The organism is Mycobacterium sp. GA-1199, from assembly GCF_001500045.1.
Taxonomy (GTDB): Bacteria; Actinomycetota; Actinomycetes; order Mycobacteriales; family Mycobacteriaceae; genus Mycobacterium.
Genome location: NZ_LQIX01000023.1, coordinates 57,073 through 73,578 on the forward strand (window position 1 = coordinate 57,073; position 16,506 = coordinate 73,578).

Annotated in this window: 14 protein-coding genes; 11 read left to right on the forward strand and 3 right to left on the reverse strand. The window is 68.7% G+C overall.

The features are described 5' to 3' along the window. Positions 1-9: 9 nt before the first annotated feature. Positions 10-258 carry a hypothetical protein gene (locus tag AU198_RS15555; RefSeq protein WP_064349050.1) on the reverse strand — a complete coding sequence of 83 codons (249 nt, stop codon included), beginning with the start codon at positions 256-258 and terminating at the stop codon, positions 10-12. Between the two features lie 83 nt (positions 259-341). Between AU198_RS15555 and AU198_RS15560 the strand changes: the two genes are divergently transcribed. The 5 genes from AU198_RS15560 (at position 342) to AU198_RS15580 (ending at position 6,591) form a co-directional block, all read left to right on the forward strand. Then, positions 342-1,061, forward strand: coding sequence for an NUDIX hydrolase (locus AU198_RS15560; protein ID WP_064349051.1), 720 nt, complete (start codon positions 342-344; stop codon positions 1,059-1,061). A 93-nt stretch (positions 1,062-1,154) separates the two neighbouring features. Next, entirely contained in the window at positions 1,155-2,327 is a 1,173-nt protein-coding gene (locus AU198_RS15565) for an acyl-CoA dehydrogenase family protein (RefSeq protein WP_064349052.1), read from the forward strand. Positions 2,328-2,334: 7 nt separating this feature from the next. Then, positions 2,335-3,426 (forward strand): acyl-CoA dehydrogenase family protein, encoded by a 1,092-nt coding sequence (locus tag AU198_RS15570; RefSeq protein ID WP_064349053.1) that lies wholly within the window; start codon positions 2,335-2,337, stop codon positions 3,424-3,426. Positions 3,427-3,571: 145 nt separating this feature from the next. Further along, entirely contained in the window at positions 3,572-4,729 is a 1,158-nt protein-coding gene (locus tag AU198_RS15575) for a metallophosphoesterase (protein WP_064349054.1), read from the forward strand. Positions 4,730-4,782: 53 nt separating this feature from the next. Beyond that, positions 4,783-6,591 carry a fatty acyl-AMP ligase gene (locus AU198_RS15580; RefSeq protein WP_064349055.1) on the forward strand — a complete coding sequence of 603 codons (1,809 nt, stop codon included), beginning with the start codon at positions 4,783-4,785 and terminating at the stop codon, positions 6,589-6,591. Here AU198_RS15580 and AU198_RS15585 read toward each other — a convergent pair. Then, on the reverse strand, positions 6,588-7,559 hold the full coding sequence (locus tag AU198_RS15585) for an aldo/keto reductase (RefSeq protein ID WP_064349442.1): 972 nt from the start codon (positions 7,557-7,559) through the stop codon (positions 6,588-6,590). The genes AU198_RS15580 and AU198_RS15585 overlap by 4 nt on opposite strands. A gap of 228 nt (positions 7,560-7,787) precedes the next feature. On the opposite strand from AU198_RS15585, the gene AU198_RS15590 reads away from it, so the two are divergent. From AU198_RS15590 to AU198_RS15615, 6 genes are all read left to right on the forward strand, one after another. Beyond that, the gene (locus AU198_RS15590) at positions 7,788-8,909 is read left to right on the forward strand and encodes an alpha/beta hydrolase (RefSeq protein ID WP_064349056.1); all 1,122 of its coding nucleotides are present in this window, start codon (positions 7,788-7,790) and stop codon (positions 8,907-8,909) included. A gap of 38 nt (positions 8,910-8,947) precedes the next feature. Next, entirely contained in the window at positions 8,948-10,024 is a 1,077-nt protein-coding gene (locus AU198_RS15595; protein ID WP_064349057.1) for an NAD-dependent epimerase/dehydratase family protein, read from the forward strand. Next, positions 10,025-11,233 carry a flavin-containing monooxygenase gene (locus tag AU198_RS15600; RefSeq protein WP_082691049.1) on the forward strand — a complete coding sequence of 403 codons (1,209 nt, stop codon included), beginning with the start codon at positions 10,025-10,027 and terminating at the stop codon, positions 11,231-11,233. It begins immediately after the preceding gene. A gap of 2 nt (positions 11,234-11,235) precedes the next feature. Beyond that, on the forward strand, positions 11,236-12,339 hold the full coding sequence (locus AU198_RS15605) for a spore photoproduct lyase family protein (RefSeq protein WP_064349058.1): 1,104 nt from the start codon (positions 11,236-11,238) through the stop codon (positions 12,337-12,339). 229 nt (positions 12,340-12,568) lie between these two features. Continuing rightward, a complete protein-coding gene (locus AU198_RS15610; RefSeq protein ID WP_064349059.1) occupies positions 12,569-13,324 on the forward strand; it encodes an SDR family oxidoreductase in 756 nt (251 codons plus the stop codon). A 164-nt stretch (positions 13,325-13,488) separates the two neighbouring features. Further along, positions 13,489-16,284, forward strand: coding sequence for an ATP-binding protein (locus AU198_RS15615; protein WP_064349060.1), 2,796 nt, complete (start codon positions 13,489-13,491; stop codon positions 16,282-16,284). Here AU198_RS15615 and AU198_RS26220 read toward each other — a convergent pair whose 3' ends face one another. Then, positions 16,285-16,416: an FAD-binding protein gene (locus tag AU198_RS26220; RefSeq protein ID WP_231744682.1), complete on the reverse strand. Its 132-nt coding sequence runs from the start codon at positions 16,414-16,416 to the stop codon at positions 16,285-16,287. It abuts the gene before it with no gap. Positions 16,417-16,506: the final 90 nt, after the last annotated feature.

Consider the following 16,506-nt stretch of genomic DNA (forward strand, 5'->3'; position numbering starts at 1 on the left):
GGATGAGGATCACGCGGTCCCGTCGGCGCCCCCGTCGTGACCTTCGGGGTTGGAGCCGCCGTCGGCCGGGCCTTCACCACCGGCTGTGCCGTCGGCGCCGCCGTCGTGGCCTTCGGGGTTGGAGCCGCCGTCGGCGGGACCTTCACCACCGGCTGTGCCGTCGGCGCCGCCGTCGTGGCCTTCGGGGTTGGAACCGCCGTCGGCGGTACCCTCGCCGCCCGCGCCCGAGGTGGTCATGTCGTCATTGTCGAGTGCCATGTCGATCCCTTCCGTTGGGCTGTGGTCCCCAGGGGGTTGCCCCGGACGGTGTCGGCGAAACACCGCGAAACTATGGTCGAGCGGTGACGATCTCCTACGACGAGTCGCTGCGCGAGCGGATCCAAGCGAACCTGTCGGGACACGAACGTCGCGCGGTGAGCGACCCGACGAAGAGGCACGCCGCGGTCGCCGTCGTGCTCGTCGATTCCGAGGTCGGCGAGGACAGGGTCGACCCGGTCGACGTCGACGGCTGGAACGACGGCCGAGGGATGCCCGACGCCGGTCTGGACGGCCGGATGGTCGACGTCTCCGGTGGCGCCGCTTTCTTCCTGTGCCGCAGGACATCCCGGCTGACCTCACACGCCGCGCAGTGGGCGCTGCCCGGTGGACGGCTGGACCCGGGCGAGACCGTGGTCGACGCGGCGTTGCGCGAGCTCGACGAGGAGGTCGGCGTCCGGCTGCCGGACTCGACGGTGCTGGGCCTGCTCGACGACTACCCGACGCGGTCGGGATACGTGATCACCCCGGTGGTGATCTGGGGCGGGGGACGCCTCGATCCGCGGCCGGCTCCCGACGAGGTCGTCGCGGTGTACCGGGTCGGGTTGCACCAGCTGCAGCGCCCCGACTCCCCGCGGTTCATCGAGATCCCGGAGAGCCCACGGCCGGTGGTGCAGGTCCCGCTGGGCAACGACCTGATCCACGCTCCGACCGGAGCGGTGCTCCTGCAGTTGCGCTGGCTGGGCCTGGAGGGTCGGCACGATCCGGTCGACGAACTCGAGCAACCGGTCTTCGCCTGGAAGTAGAACGAGCACAATGCGGATGAAGCGACATCGATGGGCGAACGGGGCCGAAGGCGGGTATCCGGCCGGCAACCGCACGAAAGGAACGGGGTAGACGTGAAACTGGCGCTGAGTGACGAGGACGCGGCATTCCGCGAGGAGCTGCGACGGTTCTACACCTCCGAGATCCCCGAGGACATCCGCGAGCGGGGCAAGACCGGGCACTCGAAGTTTCCCGAGGACATGGTCACCAGCCAGCGGATTCTTCACGCCAACGGGCTGGCCGTGCCGAACTGGCCGGTCGAGTGGGGCGGCAAGGAATGGACGCCGCTGCAGCGCCAGATCTGGCTGGACGAGATGCAGCTGGCCGGCGTGCCCGAACCGTTGGCGTTCAACACCAAGATGGTCGGCCCGGTGATCGCCCAGTTCGGCTCGCAGTCCATGAAGGAACGCTTCCTGCCGCCGACGGCCAACATCGACATCTGGTGGTGTCAGGGCTTCTCCGAACCGGAGGCCGGCTCGGACCTCGCGTCGCTGCGGACCACGGCCGTCCGCGACGGGGACACCTACGTCGTCAACGGCCAGAAGACGTGGACGACGCTCGGTCAGTACGCCGATTGGATCTTCCTGCTGGCGCGCACGGACCCGAACGCGCCCAAGCGGCAGGCCGGTATCTCCTTCCTGTTGGCCGAGATGTCGACCCCGGGCATCACGCTGCGCCCGATCGAGCTGATCGACGGCAGCTACGAGGTCAACGAGGTCTTCTTCGAGGACGTGAGAATCCCCGCCGACCAACTCGTCGGCGAGGAGAACCAGGGCTGGACCTACGCCAAGTTCCTGCTCGGCAATGAGCGCACCGGCATCGCCCGCATCGGGCTGACGAAACTGTGGATGGCACAGGTGAAGGAACACGCCGCCAAGCTCGAGGTCAACGGCACACCGCTACTGGAGGACCCGTTGTTCGCCGCGCGGGTCGCCGAGATCGAGACCGGACTGCTCGCGCTGGAGCTCACGCAGATGCGGGTCAGCGGATCGGAGGCCGACGGCAAGCCGAACCCCGCGTCGTCGATCCTCAAACTGCGTGGCAGCCAACTGCAGCAGGCCGCAACCGAGTTGTTCGTCGAGGTGGCCGGGCCGGAGGCGTTACCGTTCGACGCCGGCGACGTCGACGTGCCGACCTGGGCGCAGGACGCCGCGCCCCGCTACTTGAACTATCGGAAGACGTCGATCTACGGCGGTACCAACGAAGTTCAACGCACCATCATCGCTTCGACCATCCTGGGATTGTGAGACTGCCGTGGACTTCGACCTGACCGAGGAACAGCAACTGCTGCGTGACGTCACCCGCGACGTGCTGGCGGGCCGCGAGAGCGTCCGGCCCGAAGGGGACCCGGGCTGGAGCCGTGAGGTCTGGGGCCAATTGGCCGAGGTCGGCATCCTCGGGCTCGGATTCGATCCGGACGAGGCCGGCCAGATAGAGGCAATGGTGGTGCTGACCGAGATCGGCAGACGGCTCGCGCCCGAACCGGTCGCCCAGGCCGCGATGATCCCCGGCGTCCTGATCGCCGAGGTGGGCAGCGACCAGCAGAAGGAGATCCTCGACGCCGTGGCGGCCGGTGAGACCCTGCTGGCCTTCGCCCACGCGGAGCCCGGGTCGCGGCTGCCGGCCGCCGAACCGACCACGCGCGCCGAACAGAGCGGCGATGCCTGGACGCTCACCGGTCGCAAGAATCCCGTGCTGGCCGGTGACACCGCCGACACCATCGTCGTCACCGCGGCGCTGCCCGGCGGTGGGGTGGGGCTGTTCGTCGTCGACGGTGCGGCGGTGAACCGGGCGCCGTATCGGACGTTCGACGGCCGCGGTGGTGCCCAACTCGACTTCGACTCCACACCGGCCGACCCCCTCGGCGACGGCGGGGATGCGAGCGAACACGTCTCCCGCACGGTCATCCGTTATCAGTCGGCGTTGTGCGCGGAGGCGGTCGGAGCGATGGAGGAGGCGCTGCGGCTCACCACCGAGTACCTCACCAGCCGAAAGCAATTCGGCGTCCCGCTGAGCAAGTTCCAGACCCTGACGCAGCGCGCGGCCGACATGTACGTCTCGCTCGAACTCGCGCGCAGCATGAACTTCTACGCCGCGATGTCGATCGCCGACGGCAGGTTCGACCCGGTGATCGCCGCGCGCGCCAAGTTCCAGATCGGACGGTCCGGACGGCACATCGCGCAGGAGGCGATCCAACTGCACGGCGGCATCGGGATGACCGCGGAGTATCCCGTCGGCCACTACGCGGCGCGGCTCACCGCCATCGACAACACGTTCGGCACCACCGACGACCAACTCCGCACGCTCATCGAACACGTCGGCGACTACGGAACGGTGTCGCTGTAAGTCCTGGCGCGAGCGCGCACCCTTGTACGGGTTTCCGGCCGCGTAGCTGTACAAGGCTGAGTGCTCGGCCCGGCGGCTTGTTGGGCTGAGGGCATGATGGGTGAGCCCGCGCATCGCCGCGGATGCTCGGCAGCGAAGGGTGTGCATGTTCATCGTCATCCTCGGCACGGTGCTGGTGCTGATGCATGCCTATCTGTGGAAGCGGCTGATCAAGGACACCACCCGGCCCGGTCGAGTGCGATGGATACTGAGCGCCGCCTTCGCCGGGCTGGCAGGACTGTTGCTCGCCGCGCTCTTCCTGCCCCGCCTGACAGGTCCGGCCGACGCGGGCTGGTACGCCTGGCCGGGCTACGTGTGGTTCGGCCTGGCCGCATATCTGCTGTTGGCGCTGCTGGTGCTCGAACCCGTGCGACTGGTGCTGCGGCGGTGGGTCCGCGGGGATGCGGCGCCGGAACCCGAGGACGTGATCGGCGTGAGCCGCCGGTTGTTTTTGGCCCGCGCGAGTGCCGTCGCCGCAGGCGCAGCGTCGGTGGGTCTGGTCGGTGTCGGGACGGCCACCGCGCTGAGTCCGCCCGAGGTGTTGCGGGTGCCGGTGCGCCTGCGCAATCTGGACCCGGCGTTTCGCGGGTTCCGTGTCGCGGTGGTGTCCGACATCCACCTCGGACCGCTGGCAGGCAGGGCGCACACCGAGCGGATCGTCGACATGATCAACGAGACCGGCCCCGACCTCGTCGCGATCGTCGGTGACGTGGTCGACGGCTCGGTCGCCGAACTCGGCCCGGCCGCAGCGCCATTAGGCGATCTCAGCGCCCGCGAGGGTACCTTCTTCGTCACCGGAAACCACGAGTACTTCGTCGACGACACACTCGAGTGGTTAGGCGAGATGGAGCGGTTGGGCATCCAACCGTTGCGCAACGAGAACACCGTGATCCGCCGCGGCGGTGCCGTGTTCAACCTGGCGGGGGTCAACGACATCGCCGGTGAAAGAGTCTCGGACGGGCCGGATTTCGACCGCGCCCTGGCGGGTGTCTCCTCGGCCGGGCCGACGGTGCTGCTCGCGCACCAGCCGGTGCTCGTCGAGGAGGCCGCCGCGCGCGGAGTGGACCTGCAGCTGTCCGGACACACCCACGGCGGGCAGATGTGGCCGTTCCACTACCTCGTGCGCGCCGTGCAGCCCTCGCTCGCGGGCCTTTCGACATTCGACGACACCCAGCTGTACGTGACCCGCGGCGCGGGGTTCTGGGGTCCGCCGGTACGCATCGGGGCTCCGCCGGACATCACGGTGCTTGCGCTGGAGCCATAGTCGCCTGGTACGGCCGTACCAGGAACGACGCGGGCGCTCCTTAGACTACTGCCATGACGTCCCGTTCCGTACCGCACGACGGACTGCTGCGGATCGAGGACTGCCTGGACGCCGACGGCCGGGTGGCGGTACCCGCCGGGGTGAACCTGATATCCCTGATCGACCGCAACATCGCCAACGTCGGTGACGCGCCGGCCTACCGCTACCTCGACCACACCGGCGACGGGCGGGTCGTCGAACTCACCTGGAAACAACTCGGGGAACGCCTGCGGGCGGTGGCCGCGAGCCTGCAGCGCGTGACCCGGCGAGGCGACCGGGTCGCGATCCTGGCGCCGCAGGGACTCGATTACGTCGTCGCGTTCTTCGGTGCGATCAAGGCGGGCGCGATCGCCGTCCCGTTGTTCGCGCCCGAGTTGCAGGGGCACGCACAACGACTGGATACCGCGCTGCGCGACTGCGAACCGTCGATCGTGATGACCACAGCGGCCGCGGTATCGAATGTGCGCAGCTTCCTGGCCGATCTCGAGGGCGTACCGACCCCGCGCGTCGTCGTTCTCGACGACATCGGTGCGACAGGTGATTTCGAGCCGGTGGAGCTGGCGCTGGACGCCGTATCCCATCTGCAGTACACCTCCGGTGCGACGCGGCCTCCCGCCGGCGTCGAGATCACGCACCGCGCGGTCGGCACGAACCTGATCCAGATGATCCTTTCCATCGATCTGCTCGACCGAAAAGTGCACGGCGTCAGCTGGTTACCGCTGTTCCACGACATGGGCCTGTCGATGATCGGATTTCCCGCCGTATACGGCGGACATTCGACGCTGATGTCCCCGACCGCGTTCATCCGCCGCCCACAACGCTGGCTTCGGGCGCTCTCGGACGGGTCGCGCGAAGGCCGCGTCGTCACGGCCGCGCCGAACTTCGCCTATGAATACGCGGCGCAACGCGGCCGGCCCGCCGACGGTGAAGACCTCGACCTGAGCAAGGCGGTGCTGATCATCGGCTCGGAGCCGGTCAGCATCGACGCGATCACCGCGTTCAACGACGCATTCGCGCCATACGGGCTGCCGCCGAACGCGTTCCGGCCGTCGTACGGAATCGCCGAAGCCACGCTGTTCGTCGCGACCATCGAACCCACCGCCCACGCCGCGGCGGTGCACCTCGACCGTACGCATCTCAGCGCGGGCCGCGCCGTTCCCGTCGCCGCCGATTCACCCGATGCGGTGGCCCACGTGTCCTGCGGACGGGTCGCGCGCAGCCAGTGGGCCGTCATCGTCGATCCCGACACCGGCGCCGAACTGCCCGACGGAACCGTCGGCGAGATCTGGCTGCACGGCGACAACCTCGGGCGCGGCTACTGGGGTCGGCCCGACGAGTCGCGGCACGCCTTCGAGGCCCGGCTCACGTCTCGGACAGCAGCCAGCCACGCGGAAGACGCTGACGAGCAAGCGAATTGGCTGCGCACCGGTGATCTCGGCGTCTACCTCAACGGCGAGCTGTTCGTCACCGGACGGCGCGCCGATCTGATCGTGATCGACGGCAGACACCACTATCCGCAGGACGTCGAGGCGACCGCCCAAGGCGCCTCTGCGATGGTGCGCCCAGGCCACGTCACCGCGTTCACGGTGCCCGCCCCCCACAGCGATGCGCTCGTGATCGTCGCCGAACGCGCGACCGGAACGGCCCGCAAGGATCCTGCGCCCGAGATCGACGCGATCCGCGCCGAAGTGCTTGCGCGGCACGGGATCACGGTCGCTGACATCCGCTTCGTCGCCGCCGGTGTCATCCCGCGCACGACCAGCGGCAAGCTGGCCCGCGGAGCCTGCCGCAGCGAGTACCTCAGCGGGAAGCTGAAAGGTTAGCCAACACCGAGCTTCTCACGCACCGTGTCGGCGAGGAAGCGCGCTGCGGATACCGGGCGGAACGCGCGGGCGGCGGCGGTGAGCGCCTCCTGCGCCTCGGCGCTGAGCTCGATATCGGCGGCTGCCACGTTGAACTCGAGCTGTTCGACGCTGGACGCACCGGGGATCGCGACGACGTTGGGCAGGTGGATCAGCCACGCCAACGCGACCTGCGCGGGTTTGGCGCCGACGTCCGCGGCGACATCGCGCAGCGTCTGCAGCAGCGGTTCGGCGCGCCGCAGGTTCTCGGTGCCGAACAGCGGGTTCGTTGCGCGCACGCCGCCGGGCCGGTTGTCGGGACCGTACTTGCCGCCGAGCAGTCCCTGCGCCAGCGGGCTGTAGGCGATCACGATGCGGTTCTCTCGTTCGGCGAACGGCACCAGACGATCGAGCGCCTTGGGATGGGCCAGCGAGAAGTGCACCTGATTGCTGATCACCGGTCGTCCGAGCGCGGTGTCTGCCCGCTGCCAGCGCGACAGCGAGTAGTTCGACACACCCGCCGCGCCGATCACACCGTCATCGATCAGGTCGCGCATCCCCGGCATGATCACCGAATCGGGCACCACCGGATTGGACTGGTGGATCTGATACAGCGGGATCTTCTGCAGCCCGAGCCGCTGCGCGCTGGCGTGCGCGCGTTGCTTGACCACCGCCGGGAACGGGGCCACCGGGAAGACCTTGCTGGCCACGGCCACGTCGGCGCGCTGCTCGCCCAGCGCTTCGCCGAGGATCCTCTCGCTCTTGCCGAAACCGTAGATCTCGGCCGTGTCGAACAACGTGACGCCCAGCGCCAGCGAACGCTGCACGATTTCTCGGGCGGCACCGGCGGCGTAGCTGTCGCCGTACCCCCACTCCCGAGACCCGAATTGCCAGGTCCCGAGCCCGATACGGCTGACCCGCCCCACACCCTCGACGTCTAAGTACTTCACGCTCACCACAGTACTGACGCTGCAGATCGATAACGGTGGGTTTTGGCGCCCCGAGGCCGGGGTATGTGAGGCGGGCTGCAGAAAGTCGGCATGACACAAGTCTCGAAAGGCGTAACGCATGCTCGAGTTCATCTGCCCCACATGCGGGTTTTTCAGCCTCGAAGAGGCCGTTTGCGAGTCCTGCAGCGGCCGGGCCGGCGACACCGACCTGGCGATGGCCGGCTGACCATGTCTGTTTACCGTTCATTGCATCCGTTCGACCTGGTCATGGCTTCGACGCGGATGTACGCGTCACTTCCCGTGGTCGGCAGACACCTCGAGCCGTTCGCCGGCCTGACCGCGATGATGATGTACGGCCACCACTACGCACCGGCAGCGCTGCGTGGCATGGTGTCGCGTCGTCTCAGCGCCGATTCCGCGGCCGCCGCGCCCGCCGATGTCTCCGATGAGGCCATCACGCCCGGGCGCGGGAACCGGATGCCGCCCTACCTGCGCTTCCGCGCCCAGCGTCAGCGGTGCCTCTATCGCAGCTCGGTGCGCTACGGCGACCACCCCGCGCAGTTGCTCGACGTGTGGCGGTTGCCCGACCTGCCGCCCGACGCCCCGGTGCTGCTGTTCGTTCCCGGCGGCGCATGGGTGCAGGGCTCCCGCGTCATGCAGGGGCACACGATGCTGCACCACTTGGTCAAGCAGGGCTGGGTGTGTCTGACGATGGACTACCGGGTGTCCCCGGTGAACCGGTGGCCCCGCCATATCGCCGACGTCAACGCGGCGATCGCCTGGGCGCGGGCCAACGTCGACAAGTTCGGCGGCGACCGGAACTTCGTCGCGGTGGCCGGCTGCTCGGCGGGCGGGCACCTGGCCTCCCTGGCGGCCCTCACTCCCGGTGACCCGGCGTTCCGCGGCGAACTCACCGAGGACGCCGACACCACCGTGGACGCGGTGGTCGGAATTTACGGGCGCTACGACTGGCAGGACCGCTCGACCCCCGCCCGCAAGAACTTCCAGAACTTTCTGGAGCGAGTTGTCGTGGGACGCAAGCAGTCCCGGCACCCCGACGTCTTTGCTGCGGCGTCCCCGCGGGCCCGCATCCATTCCGATGCACCACCGTTCTTCCTCATCCACGGGGACCAGGACACCATCATCCCCGTCGACGAGGCCCGCGTGTTCGCCGAAGAGCTCAGCGCGGTGTCACGAAATGTCGTGGAATACAGCGAAATCCGGCGTGCGGGACACGCGTTCGACCTCGTCGACTCGTCGCATGCACGTCGGCTGGCGGTCGAGGTCGGCAGGTTCCTCAACGACGTGCGGGCCCGCCAACTCCAGGGTGAAACCGCCGCGGCCGTCTAGTCCGTGTTGATCGGGCGCGATGCGGGAAGTCTTGTCGCATGCGCATCGTCATCACCGGAGCTTCCGGCAACGTCGGGACCGCGCTGCTGCGGCGGCTCACCGAAAGCGACACCGGACACGACATCGTCGGGGTGGTACGAAGGCCGCCGGAGCCGACCGGCGTCTACGGTCGGGTCCGCTGGCACCAACTCGACCTGGCCGATCCGGACGCGGCGACCCAGCTACGCGGGGTCTTCGACGGCGCGGACGCCGTCATCCACCTCGCATGGGGCTTCCAGCCGACCCGCAACACCGAATACCTGAACCGCGTCGGCGTCGGCGGCACAACGGCCGTCCTCGAAGCGGCCCATGACGCGCGGGTCGGCCGGCTCGTGCACCAGTCGTCGGTGGGCGCATACGCACCGGGCCGCTACGGGCAGTACGTCGACGAGTCGTGGCCGACCACCGGCATCCGGACCTCCCCCTACAGCCGCGACAAATCGGACGCCGAAGCGCTGCTGGACGGCTACGAACGCGAGAACGGGGAAGCGGGCGTTCCCATCGCGCGGATGCGGCCCGGCTTCATCGTGCAGCGCGACGCCGCCAGCGGCCTGATGCGCTACGCGCTGCCCGGTTACGTGCCGATGCTCGCAATTCCCCTGTTACCGGTGCTGCCGTTGGACCGGCGCCTGTGCATCCCGCTCGTGCATGCCGACGATGTCGCCGACGCATTGGCCAGGGTGGTCGAGCGTGGTGCGAGCGGGCCGTTCAACGTGGCGGCCGAACCCCCGGTGGGCCGCGAGCAGGTCGCCGAGGTGCTGGGTGCGAAACCGGTCCACGTGCCGTCGGGAGTGCTCGGGGCTCTGGTCGATGTCAGCTGGCGGGCGCGGCTGCAGCCGATCGACCGCGGCTGGCTCGACATGGCGTTCAGCGTTCCGCTGCTGGACTGCGGGCGGGCCGAGGCCGAACTCGGCTGGAACCCCCGATGGAATGCGGTCGACGCGCTCGCCGACGTCATCGGCGGGGTGGCCCGACAAGCGCACACCGAGAGTCCGCCCCTGCGGCGCCGGTCGCTGATCGAGCAGTTCCAACGCGACCTCACCGAGGGCCTGCTGACGACAAGACGCCTGCCGTAAATGGCCGAGCACGACGAGTCCGTCGTCATCGTCGGCGCCGGTCCCTGCGGGCTGGCGATCGCACGACAGCTGCGCCACGAGTGCGGTGTTGACGCGCTCGTCGTCGATCGCGCGGACGCGGTGGCATCGGCGTGGCGGAACCGCTACGACGGGTTCCGGCTCAACACCTGTGGGTGGTGGTCACATCTGTCCGGGCAGCGGATACCACTGCGCTACGGACGCTGGCCGACCCGCGACGACATGGTCGACTACTTCGACGATTACGTGCGCCGACAGCATCTACGAATAGCACTGGGGTGCAACGTGGTTCGGGTAGACCGAGGGCGGTACGGCTGGCGGCTGCAGACCGACGGCGCGCCCTTCACCGCCGCGGCCGTCGTCGTCGCGACCGGCAACTATCACACGCCGGTGCTGCCCGAGTGGCCTGGAATCGAGGCGTTCACCGGCGAGGTGCTGCACTCCGAGCACTACCGCAACGCCGCGCCTTTCGCCGGCCGGGACGTTTTGGTGGCGGGCGCGGGGAACTCGGCGACCGACATCGCGTTGCAGCTCAGCGACAAGGTGGCCCGCCGGGTGTGGATGGCGGTGCGCACGCCCCCGCATCTCGTACCACGGTCGGCCGCCGGAATTCCGGTCGACGCGTTCAGTCCCGCGTTCGAGCACCTGCCGGTGGCCGTGCTCGACCGGGCCGCGGCCCTGATGCGCAGGGTGTGGTTCGGAGATCTTCGCCGCGAGGGCCTGCCGGTGCCGCGGCGGGGGATCTATTCGGCGCTGCTGACCGACGAACAGATCCCGACGATCGGTGACCAGCTCGTCGCACACGTCAAAGCGGGACGCATCGACATCGTCGCCGCCGTGGAGTCGTTCGACGGTGAGAGGGTGGTGCTCGCCGACGGCAGCTCGCTGGCGCCCGACGTGGTGATCGCCGCGACCGGCTATCGGCGGGGACTCGAACCGCTCGTCGGCCACCACGGCGTGCTGGACGAGGCGGGCCGGCCTAAGGTCAACGGGCTTCCGTGCGCCGCGCCGGGGCTGTGGTTCGCCGGTTACGACGAGCCGCTGATCGGGCCACTGCGGTCCTTCCGGCTGCAGGCCTCGCCGATCGCGCGCGACATCGCGAGCCATCTCGGCGGACGTGACGAACATCATTGGAGCTCAACAAGATCAACTGCATCGGAGCGCGGCCGGCGTTCGTTGAACGAGGCGTGACGATGGCCGACGACTACGCCGTGACGCGACGCACCCCGATCGCCCTCGCCGACCGGCTGCTCGACATCAAGCGGATCTACCACGAGCCCGACATCGAACGGTTCGCTCGCGCACGTCAGGTGCTCCAGCGCTTCCCCGACGCCGAGCGCATCGAAGTGCCCTCGCACCAGGCGATACCGGGTCTGTACGGAAACGAGGGCAGCGTCGAGGACTGGGTCCGCAACAAGCGGGAAGTCCTGGTGCTGGGCGAGAAGAAGAGCCTGAGCGCGCGGCGCAACGAGCGCTCCAGCGACTGGATCGCACCGTCGACCGCCAACGGTTGCGCGATGGCGTGCTCGTACTGCTACGTTCCGCGCCGCAAGGGCTACGCCAACCCGATCACGGTGTTCACCAACATCGAGAAGATCACCGGATACCTCGAGCGCCACGCCGCTCGCCAAGGTGTGAAGCCGCAACCGAACCAGTGCGACCCCGTCGACTGGGTCTATGACATCGGTGAGAACAGCGACTGCTCGGTGGACGCGATGGTCTCCGACAACGTGCGCGATCTGGTCGCCCTGTTCGGTCGAATTCCCAACGCCAAGGCCAGCTTCGCGACCAAGCTCGTCAACCGCGACCTGCTCGCCTACGACCCGCGGGGCGGAACCCGCGTGCGGTTCAGCTTGATGCCGGCCGAGACGTCGCGGGCGCTCGACGTGCGCACGTCGAAGATCGCCGAGCGGATCGCCGCGATCGACGACTTCGTCGACGCCGGATACGAAGTGCACCTGAACTTCAGCCCCGTTGTCGTCCACGAGAATTGGTTGTTCGATTGGGCGGAGCTGCTCGAACAGGTCGCCGACGGCACGTCGGACCGCACCAAGCAGCAGCTGGCCGTCGAGATCATCTTCCTGACCCACAACGAGGGCCTGCACGACGTCAACCTCGGCTGGCATCCCAGAGGTGAGGATCTGCTGTGGCGGCCGGATCTTCAGCAGGCAAAGCGCAGCCAGAGCGGGCAGTGGAACGTGCGCTACAAGACACCGTGGAAGGGCCGCTGGGTGGGCGAGCTGACCGACCTGATCGCCGCCAAGCTGCCGACGTGCCGGGTGCGCTACGCGTTCTGACGGTTTCAACTGCCGCGAGCGGGTCTTTCAACTGCCGCGAGCGGGTCCCTCAACTGTTGCCAGTGGGTCCCTCAAGTGCCGCGAGCGACCGCGCAACGCCAGCTGTGCGCGGCGTGTCGCGTGCAGACCCGGTCGCTCGCGGGAGGAGCTTTCCGGCGGCTGGGATGAGTTCGCGTGCGGCTATCCGTTCTGGTGGGCAGGAAGCTGTCGACCAAACGGAAGGCTCATCATGAAGATCGTCGTCATCGGCGGAACCGGCCTCATCGGTTCGAAACTGGTGCAGATCCTGGACCGGCAGGGCCACGACACGGTCGCTGCGGCGCCGTCGACCGGCGTCAACACGTTCACCGGCGAGGGCTTGCGGGACGCGCTCGAAGGGGCGGCGGTGGTGGTCGACGTCTCGAACTCGCCGCAGCTCGACGACTCGGCCCGAGAGTTCTTCCAGACCGCGACGACGAACCTGCTCGACGCCGAACAGGCCGCAGGCGTCGGCCACCACGTCGCGCTCTCGGTGGTGGGTACCGATCAGATGGCCTCGCAGAGCGGCTACTTCCAGGCCAAGCTCGATCAGGAACGGCTGATCAACGACGGGCCGATCCCGTTCACGATCGTGCACGCCACCCAATTCTTCGAGTTCCTCCAGACACTCGCCGACTCGGCGACCGAGGGTGACACGGTGCGGATGCCGCCGGCGTACTTCCAGCCGATGGCCGCCGCCGACGTCGCCGAAGGGCTCGCGATCGCCGCGGTGAACGAGCCGGTGAATCGCATCGTCGAGATCGGGGGACCGGTGCAGTTCCTGCTGCCCGACTTGATCCGGACCGCGTTGACCGCCCGCGGCGATACCCGGCAGGTCGTCGCCGACCCGTCGGCGAAATACTGGGGCATCGAACTGGCCGAGCGCACGCTGGTGCCCGGTGAGGGCGCGACGCTGTTCGGCACTCGGTTCGAGGACTGGATCCTGGAGGCGGCCGCGACGGCCTGACCCGGCCCCCCGGGGAGCGATTTGTGAGTGAAAACGTTCGGTGAGCGAGCGGAATCACTCACAAATCGCGGTGTGGACCCGTCGTCGCGGGCCTCGTACGATCCAAGATCAGATCGGGTAAGCCGGCGACCGTCGCGGGTCCACCCCAGAGCGCGGTGGTGTCTATGTCTGGCCAGGGTGGAGCACAAGCCCTCCGTGGCCGCACCCGCGAATGCGAGGCGCTGAAGAACCTGGTCGCGACGGTGCGATCGGGTAGTTGTCAGGTGCTGGTCCTGCGCGGCGAGGCGGGCGTCGGTAAGACGGCCCTGCTCGATTACGTCTGCGAAACCGCGTCCGGATTTCAGGTCGTGCACGTCGCCGGGGTGGAGTCCGACATGGAACTCGCCTTCGCGGGCCTACAGCAGCTGTGCGCGCCGCTGATGACGCATCTCGACGCGATTCCCGAACCGCAGCGCGAAGCGCTCAACGTCGCGTTCGGCCGCGGCGTCGGGGAGACGCCGGACCGGTTCCTCGTCGGCCTCGCCGTGCTGAGCGTGCTGGCCGCCGCGGCCGACGAACAACCGGCGCTCTGCGTCGTCGACGATGCCCAATGGCTCGACCAGGTTTCGGTGCAGACACTCGGTTTCATCGCGCGCCGGTTGCTCGCCGAACCCGTCGCGTTGGTGTTCGCCGTCCGGGACCGACCCGAACTGCTGGCGGGCCTGCCGGAGCTACCGATCCACGGGTTGTCCGACACCGATGCGCGAGAACTGTTGGAATCGATCATGTTTGGCGGTATCGACCCTCGGGTGCGAGACCGTATAGTCGCCGAGACGCGCGGCATTCCGCTGGCCATCCTCGAGGTGCCGCGCAGCGTGTCGGCGACCGAACTCTCGGGTGGTTTCTGGATATCGGGTAAACGCTCGTCAGCGGCAGCGGTCGAACAGGGCTTCATTCGCCGTATCCAGGCGTTACCGCGACCCACCCGGCAATTGCTGCTCATCGCCGCCGCTGAACCCATCGGCGATGCGGCGTTGTTCCTCGGCGCTGCAGCGCAATTGGGCATCCCGGTCGACGAGCTCGCCCCCGCGGAAGCCGACGGCCTCATCGAGTTCGGCCCACGGATGCGGTTCCATCACCCGCTGATCCGCTCGGCCGCCTACCGCGCCGCAGAGCTGCCGGACCGCCGTGCCGTCCACCGCGCCCTCGCCGACGTCACCGATCCTTCGGTCGACCCGGACCGTCGCGCGTGGCACGCGGCCAACGCCGCGGCGGGCCCCGACGAGGGGATCGCCGCCGAGCTGGAGAACTCCGCCGCCCGGGCCCAGATCAGGGGCGGAATGGCCGCGGCGGCAACATTTCTGGAGCGCGCCACCGCGTTGACCTCCGACCCGTTGCTGCGTGGGGCGAGGGCGCTGGCGGCCGCTTACGCCAAACGGGACGCCGCGGCACCGGGAGCTGCGCACGAACTCCTCGCGATCGCCGAACTCGGCCCCCTGACCGACCTGCAGCAGGCACAGATAGCGCGGCTGCGGGCGCAGATGGACTTCGTCCGGAGCCGGGCAGGTGAAGCCGGTGCGCCGCGACTGTCGCAGACCGCGCCACCGCTGCTGTACGCCGCCCGCCGCCTCCACGGTGTCGACGGTTATTCGTCCAGGGAGAGCTACCTTGAGGGGATCGCGGCTTTGATGTACGCGGGCCGCCTGGGGGAGTCCGGTGCGCTCATGCGAGCCGCCGAGGATGCACGCGTTGCGCTGCAGGATGTCTCGGAACTGCCGCGCGCCATCGACCACCTTCTCAAAGGGGCGGCCGAACGAATCACCGGTGGGGTCGGACAGGGTTGGGCCGCGTTACGGGCGGGGCTGGAGGCGATGTGTGAGCAGGCGGAGTCCGACGAAACCGCGGCCGGCCGATGGTTGAAGGTACCCGGATTCCCGATATTGCAGGAGTCCTCGGCCCACGAACTGTGGGACGAGCGGACATTGCGAAAGTTGTCGACCGCCGCGGTGCGTTACGCCCGTTCAACCGGGGCGCTCGCGGGCTTGCCGCGAGCCCTCATCTACCGGGCCGGCGTGCACACTTTGGCCGGTGAATTCGCCACGGCAGCGGAGCTTCTCGAGGAGGCCGCCTCGATCACCGCGGCCACCGACCACAACTCCCCGGTGCGGTACCACTGGGTGCTGCTGAGCGCGTGGCGCGGCGACGCGGCGGAGGCCGTTCCGCTGCTCGAGAGCGCCGCGGCCGACGGAATCGCCAGGGGTGAGGGACGCCTGTTGGGGCTCACCGGCTATGCGACCGCGTTGTTGTACAACGGGCTCGGCCGCTACGAGGAGGCGCTCGCCGCAGCGCGCGAGGCGTGTGACTACGACGACTTCGGAATCCACGGGTGGTGTCTTTTCGAGCTCATCGAGGCGGCGACGCGCGCCGGAGCCGACGACACGGCCAGGTGGGCCCTTGGCCGGCTCGAGGAGCGGGCAGGCGCCAGCGGCACCGACTGGGGACTCGGCGCGCTGGCCAATGCGCAGGCCCTGGTGGCCGACGGCGACGACGCGGATCGGCTGTTCACCGAGGCCATCGAACGCCTGGAGCGCGCCGGCATCGTCGTACACGTCGCGCGGGCCCGGCTGCTCTACGGTGAATGGCTGCGCCGGGCCAACCGGCGGATCGACGCGCGCCGCGAACTCACCGAGGCCCACGAGACGTTCACGCGGATCGGCGCGCGGGCCTTCGCCGAACGCGCGCGCCGCGAACTGGTGGCCACCGGGGAGAAGGTGCGCAAACAGCAGCAGAGCCCGGGCGGCGAGCTGACCGCCCAGGAAGCACAGATCGCCCGACTCGCCGCCGACGGCCTGACGAATCAGGAGATCGGCGCCCAGCTCTTCATCAGCACACACACCGTCGAGTGGCATCTGCGCAAGGTGTTCGTCAAGCTCGGAATCACCTCGCGCAGACAGCTTCGCAGCGTGTCGTGGGCGAGCTAGTCACTCGACGAGCTTGCCGACGAGCAGGACATCGCTTCCTTGCTCCGCCAACGTGATCGCAGCACGCAGACCCGAACCGCCGGTTCCGATCACCAGGACTGAGGTCGCGATCTGCCGCTGCGCTCCGGTCATGTCGACAAGAACGAATGGCCGGCGACCGAATCATCCGCGGAGTTCGTAGACCCCGGCGACCACTGGCGTTCAAGGGTTCGCCAGATCGTG